The sequence below is a fragment of the Microcoleus sp. B3-D2 genome, from assembly GCF_036705345.1.
Classification (GTDB): domain Bacteria; phylum Cyanobacteriota; class Cyanobacteriia; order Cyanobacteriales; family Microcoleaceae; genus Microcoleus.
The window spans coordinates 46,832-53,131 of the sequence record NZ_JAUBUG010000053.1; the positions used below are offsets into that span (position 1 = coordinate 46,832).

The 6,300-nt window shown below is 46.3% G+C and carries 6 protein-coding genes; all 6 read right to left on the reverse strand.

What is annotated here, in order from left to right; all coding sequences use genetic code 11:
- Positions 1–107 precede the first annotated feature (107 nt).
- The gene (locus QUB14_RS19835; protein ID WP_333218704.1) at positions 108–2,369 is read right to left on the reverse strand and encodes a DUF4347 domain-containing protein; all 2,262 of its coding nucleotides are present in this window, start codon (positions 2,367–2,369) and stop codon (positions 108–110) included.
- Between the two features lie 186 nt (positions 2,370–2,555).
- Positions 2,556–2,993 (reverse strand): hypothetical protein, encoded by a 438-nt coding sequence (locus QUB14_RS19840; RefSeq protein WP_333218703.1) that lies wholly within the window; start codon positions 2,991–2,993, stop codon positions 2,556–2,558.
- Between the two features lie 95 nt (positions 2,994–3,088).
- A complete protein-coding gene (locus QUB14_RS19845; RefSeq protein WP_333218702.1) occupies positions 3,089–3,328 on the reverse strand; it encodes a hypothetical protein in 240 nt (79 codons plus the stop codon).
- A gap of 60 nt (positions 3,329–3,388) precedes the next feature.
- On the reverse strand, positions 3,389–4,579 hold the full coding sequence (locus tag QUB14_RS19850; RefSeq protein ID WP_333218701.1) for a sigma-70 family RNA polymerase sigma factor: 1,191 nt from the start codon (positions 4,577–4,579) through the stop codon (positions 3,389–3,391).
- Positions 4,580–4,993: 414 nt separating this feature from the next.
- On the reverse strand, positions 4,994–5,761 hold the full coding sequence (locus tag QUB14_RS19855) for a DUF1350 family protein (protein ID WP_333218700.1): 768 nt from the start codon (positions 5,759–5,761) through the stop codon (positions 4,994–4,996).
- Between the two features lie 155 nt (positions 5,762–5,916).
- On the reverse strand, positions 5,917–6,255 hold the full coding sequence (locus QUB14_RS19860; RefSeq protein ID WP_333218699.1) for a hypothetical protein: 339 nt from the start codon (positions 6,253–6,255) through the stop codon (positions 5,917–5,919).
- Positions 6,256–6,300: the final 45 nt, after the last annotated feature.

Sequence of the window (6,300 nt, forward strand, 5' to 3'; positions counted from 1 at the left end):
TATTTATTGGAATGAAAACTTTTACTTTTTAATAATTATAAAATTAAAATCAAGGGTGCGCTAACGGAAGTTAACGCACCTGATAGTTTAAGAATTGAGACAAACTATTAGACAGGCGCGATAGCGCTAAAATCAGCCGCCCCAATCAAGGCGGAATTCGTGTTAACTAAAGAAGCGAGGGTGACTCCGGTTGATGCAATTTTAATTAAGGTGGAAGTGCCACTTTGGGCAATCTGTAAAGCGCCGAAAGCTAAACCTCCATCTAATCGGATTCTGTCTACGCCATCTTGGAAATTGTAGATGGAATCCAGACCCATTCCTGATGCCAGAACAAAGGTATCAATCCCTGCATTACCATAAAGCTGATCGCTTCCTGCACCGCCATTGAGGAGATCGTCACCATCACCCCCATAGAGGATGTCATTACCCACTTCACCAAGGAGTTGGTCGTTACCCGCATCACCGTAAAGGCGATCGCTGCCATTACCTCCGCGCAACAAATCGTTATCATTGCCACCGTAGACAACATCGTCACCATCGCCGCCATCAATGGTATCGTTTCCGGCATTACCGTAGAGGCGATCGCTACCTGGTAAACCATTGATTTGGTCGGCACTGGCAGTACCATTACCCTGGAAAAGATCGTTATTGGGTGTAAGGTTGACAAACTCGTCGATGTCGTTAATATTGACCACTAAGGGCTTATCGTAAGTCAGTCCTTCAGTATCAGTTGTGCGAACGCGGATACTGTAACTGGACTTAGTTTCAAAGTCGGGGGAAGCGTTGATTCGCAGTTGGTTGCTGACAATGGAGAATGCACTATTATTGGTGTCTCCCGTGCCAGCCACTAAACTATAAGTAAAGGTATTTCCTGTGTCGGGGTCGGTGCTGGTGAAGGTACCGACTGTGCTGTTAGCAGCAACGTTTTCAGCGATGCTGTTGTTGCTGAGAGTAAGGTCGGTTGGTGTTTCATTGACATTGTTAATGTTGACCACCAACGGCTCATCGTAAGTCAGTCCCCCTTGATCGGTAGTGCGAACGCGGATGTTGTAAGTGGACTGGGCTTCAAAGTCGGGGGAAGCGTTGATTTGCAGTTGGTTGCTGACAATGGAGAATGCACTATTATTGGTATCTCCCGTGCCTGCCACTAAACTGTAAGTAAAGGTATTGCCTGTGTCGGGGTCGGTGCTGTTGAACGTACCGACACTGCTGTTAGCTGCAACGTTTTCATTAATGCTGCTAGGGCTGAGATTGAGATCGGTAGGGGCATTGTTTGAACTTAAACCAGATAGTGTCGTAACTGCTCCTCCCATACCAAAAAGAATATTGGCACTAGAAATGGCTTGGTTCAAATCAGTAATTGCAGCAGCAGATAACGTCAGAGAAAAGGGTTGGTAGCCACTCGAATTTTGAAAAACATAGGGTGAGGCAGAATATTTCATGCCCGTAATTAGATCATCATGTATTGGCTTACCAGGACCTACCAAGCCACCATTTTGATAAAATGACTCATTAAAATCAAAGAGTTCAAATGATTCACTTGCGTCCGGAGTGGCGGTTCCTACACTGCTTGGAAAATTGGCAGTAGCACTCGTTACTGTTTTGCCGGTAAGGGAACTTATATTGAAAAGAAAATAGCTGCGGTATTCCGGCCCAGCAAACCCAGTGGCAGTATTTTGATTGTCATTGTCATAGGTAAACGTACCACCTGAGTTAGCCTCTACCCATCCTGCATCATTAGTAGTGATAGATGAGGCAGTCCCATCAGAAAAAGTCAGATTAAGCTGAGGCCAGTCAGTGTAGGAATAACCAAAAACATATTGTGCAGGCTGTGTCCAGTCGTTAGTCTGGGTTAATATCCCTTCGTAGGCTGCTATGACTGAGGGATGAAAGGCTAAGGTGGTAAATGCTTTAGCTGTCGTTACTTCTAGCTCCCAGTTTCCCCCCTTAGCCGCACTCCCGGTCAGAGTCTTAGAAGCGGCAATTTCTGCCCCCGTCAGAGCGTGTAACTTAGTAATAAATTCTTCTCCTGCATCTCCGGCTGCAACGTTACAGCCATAGAGGAGGAGATTAGCAACATTCCACTTTTGGAGTGGCGGGGCGTAGTGGATTAGGTTATCTAAACTCAGTTGGCTATTTCCCAGATACAAGCAACCGGGAGAACCGTGGGAAATAATATGAACTGCATCGATATTCTGACGCTGTTGTAATACCTGGCTAATTTGCTCGATGCCATCAGCCGTCCCATCTAGGACAAAGACTTCAGTAGTGGGAATAACGCCCTCAATGAGTAGATCGGCGTTTTCTACTCCGGCATCTATAAAAACAATTGTGGTGGCTGAATTGATAGTTTTTGAAGTATTTATCATAGGTTTCATCTGGGGAATGTCCTTGTTATTCATCAGAAGGTATTGCGGATAAAAAAAACCCTCTTAATGAGGATCTTTCCTGACTTTCTGTGCGGCGAGTCGCTAAGATCCTCATATCAGATTTGAGATGGGAAAAAATGGCTTGAATTGCTAGGTCAGCTTATTAGCTAACAACTCTCAACATTTCTAGGGAGCCACCGCAGCCGGAGCCGGAGCCGTGCCCGGAGCCGTGCCCAAAGTATCGCCACTAGCAGTACCCAGTTGGATGGTGTATCCTGCTGTGAAGGTATTGCTTTGCGGGGTAGCGCGAGCGCTGTCTTCTATTGTGTTGAGGTTAAAGCCGGCGGGGTCGCCAAGACCGTTGAGACTCAGTGTACCCGCAGTACCAATGGCAAACGCTGAGTTCTGTAAGCCATTTGTATTGGTGCCGTTGTAGTTGAAAGAATGAGCGGCAGCATTTTCTTTACCCACAGCAGCCGAGACAGCCACACCTGTGACGTTACCGCCGTTAACAGTGAAAGCCGCAGAACCTGCCACACCACCTTCACCGGCACGGGCTACGGTAGCAAAACCAAAAGCATTGAGAATAACGAGACCACTAACGAAAGCAATACGACGAATCATAATTTTTCAACTCAAGGGTTGGTTTTTTGTCTTCTATTAGTTAGACGTTTCCCGAAGGCGGTTTGTGAATTATTCAGTCTTTAGATAGATGGCATCTATAACTTTTGGGGGATGACGCGGTTCGAGGGAGGATTTGACAAATTCCTGCTACGCAGTCCATCTCTTCCTGAAAATCTAGATTGGCGAAACCAGGGATGCCGAATTTTTCCATGCCAAATTCCGCCTAGCGCCATATCGCGCCCAGCGCCAGTCATAGAGAAAGCGGGAATATAGGGGATTGCAGCTCGCCGCAGCATTAATGCCACCTGCACGCCAATAGCTTTTGGCTTTCCCAAGACTCAGAAAGCAATCGGCTGTAAAAACTGATTTAAAGCGATTTTCTGCCTGCCTATTTTTCAGATGGAAGAAAGCAAGCCGCCGCCACTGTCTGCCCACATCCTCCTGTACAGTAGAAAAGGCGATACACAAGACGCACCGTTGCGCGATACGCCTCCTGCACCCTGGCGCGATCGCATTTCTTGCGATCGAACATCGGTCAAGTATTGGTTTTCTCTGTTGAGAAACTGGGAATACAGCGGATTGCAGTCGCTGATGGTACAACAGCCCTCTGCGGTCAGCATTAATGCAGCCCCCACACCAAGAGCTTTTTGGCTTTCCCAAGACTCAGAAAGCAATCCGCTGTAGGCGTTAGGCGCGATCGCTTTTTCGCTGTCATTCCCCAGACTATTAGCCAAGATCCGTAGGGGCGAATAATCCTTCGCGCCTAGATGCAAAACACACACCGTCGCTTCTTGAACTTCCCCACCCGCCACTATTTCTCTTTTTCCTATGTCCCCATCAGATTGAGCATTCACTAAAACCGGCTCTTCAACTTCCCCACCGACCACAATTTCTCTTTCTTCAATCTCCTCTGTAACAAGTTTTTTTTCAACACTATTCTGAGAGTTTTTCCCTTTTGCAGACTGAGGAGAAACCCTCGACTGAGGATTAGACAAATCAGAGTCAGTCGCCTCTTCCCCGAAATTTTCATTGAACCGCTGACGCAAAATTGCCCGCGCCTGGGAAATTCGCTTGCGGACGTTATCGTAGGATATAGCAAGCTGTTGTGCAATATCTGGATAAGATAGCCCTGATTCAAAATCGAGAAGAAAAGTCTCGCGCAATCTATCTGGCAAGTCATCTATTGCGTCGCGAAAAAATAATTCTAGTTCGCGCTGCATAGCAGCGCGAACTGGTGTTTCTTCTTGGCTAATTAATTCGGTTTGGCTTCCTAGAGCAATGGTGTCTAAACTGTCAACTCCTACTGCACTTCTGTTGCGCTCTCGATGGATATCGGCGCAGAGGTTATAAGTCAGTTTGGTTAACCAAGCCTTAAAGTTTTTGATATCATCCGTACAATCTCTTACTTTTTCCCAAGCTTTCAGCATCGCCCGACTGAGGGCATCTTCAGCATCCGTTGGGTTGCCCATCCACTTGCGACAGCAACGGTAAATATAATCTTGATTATCCTGCCATAATTTCCAAAAATCTGAATCTATATCTGGAGTGCATGAGGAAGGGATTGATGCAGAACTGCAATTTAACATCTCTGGAGCCTGAAACTCTAAGTGGACAAACAACTTGCAATTAATTTAGGCAGTAATTTACCTAGCCTCAGATGCACCTATCACTATGTTAACTCACCACTCAGGCTCCAGTCAGTCGGAAAAGTCGGATCTTTAAAGTCGGAAAAGTCGGATCATCGTCGCTATGAGTACATAGCTCAGACATCCCTTTAACAATTTAAGAGCACCCGCTAGCTCAAACGCCACTGTATTAATACTGAATTCAGGCTGATATCTAGGCTAAGGGGAGCGTCTGTTTTATATGCTGTCCATCATCCCAACTCCGCTCAGGAGCTGGCTTTCTGGGACGTTAGCTGTAACTTTATGCTATGTGTCTGAATCACCAGCCCCCAGATTTATCCGTGGGAGCACTTCCACAATTTCAAATCTCAAATCTCAAACGCGGGACGTAGGATTCAGCCACAGCAGAATTGTCCGTTTTAATTCATTTAATTCCCGATACACTTCTTGTTTGACCCACTGCCCGATCGCGTCGAAGGGTGTAAAAATTTGACCCACAGGCCAGCTAACATCTTGGCCCAAGGGCGTTTGATGGTTGCCCGCTAGAGTCTGAACGGTAATCATGTCGGGAAACCGTGCTTTTAGCAGTTTGGTCAACAGCAGGGTTTGGTCGATATTGTCGCCGTTAAATTTGACTAAAAGATTGCGCCGGATTTGATAGCTATTTTGGACGAGGCGATTAGTCTCTTGCGGGGACGGGGTAAACTCGACGTTAAAGACAGGGGAAATTTGCTCGACGATCGGGATTGCTTCGGATGCGGCATAATTGTTGAACGAAATCAGAATATTGCCGGCTCGTTCTACGTCAAATACAGAACCGATCAGCAAGTGCAGTTTGCATCCCATGCTGTGTCCCATCCCGTAAATGGGGAGATAGGAAGATTTGAGCAACTTAGTGGCGCGCAGGCGATCGAGGGCATTTTCAAATTTGTTGAGGACATCGCGGGCGATCGCAATATGATCCAAAGTATTGACAAACGGCGTTGCGACTACAAGATATCCTTGGTTCCCCAAAGCCTCTAACAGCCAGCGATAGGTGAGTTGCGGTGCTGTCGCCACAAATGCACCGCCGAGAAAATGTACGATCGCGATCGGTCTTGAGGGAATTAATACCCAATTGCCAGAAATTTCTTGCCAGTCCATAAATTCAATCTAATTCCCAATAAAAAGGCGAGCGGCCTCTGAAGGTAGAAAGCAGAATTTTTGCTAAATTTTTGCTTTTATTTTCTGCTTCAAAAAGGGGTTTGCTACCCATTTTTTCATTCAAAAAACTTGGCTCTTTACTTATATTATGATATTTAGTGTAACTGTTTTCGCAGCAAATAGCACGGTGCGGGAACGCTGCTATTAGCGCCCTGTATAGGCTTGAAGCTAGTGGCACAATAAATCAAGGCTGACATCCGAGCGCGACTTTCAAAGATGTGTATATCGTGCCCCATCGCACGGCTGCAAGCCGCTGTAGCTGGTATTGCGGGTAATTGATCCGACAGGATATTAACAGTCAAATACGGCTCAAAACCCCAATATCGCGTCTTAACCAGTCTCTGGGCGATCGGCTTCGATTCGGCTTTATTGGCAGTACCTAATTTCTTGACTAAACCCGCATATACAGCACTTCCGGCTGTTATGAGGTACAATAAGAAGAGATTCTAAAAATACATCAATGAAAGCATATTCAGTTG

Bases quoted from the DNA above. Each gene is read 5' to 3' on its own strand.
- QUB14_RS19855 (WP_333218700.1), bottom strand. From the start codon at position 5,761: ATGGACTGGCAAGAAATTTCTGGCAATTGGGTATTAATTCCCTCAAGA.
- QUB14_RS19840 (WP_333218703.1), bottom strand. From the start codon at position 2,993: ATGATTCGTCGTATTGCTTTCGTTAGTGGTCTCGTTATTCTCAATGCT.
- QUB14_RS19835 (WP_333218704.1), bottom strand. From the start codon at position 2,369: ATGATAAATACTTCAAAAACTATCAATTCAGCCACCACAATTGTTTTT.
- QUB14_RS19850 (WP_333218701.1), bottom strand. From the start codon at position 4,579: ATGTTAAATTGCAGTTCTGCATCAATCCCTTCCTCATGCACTCCAGAT.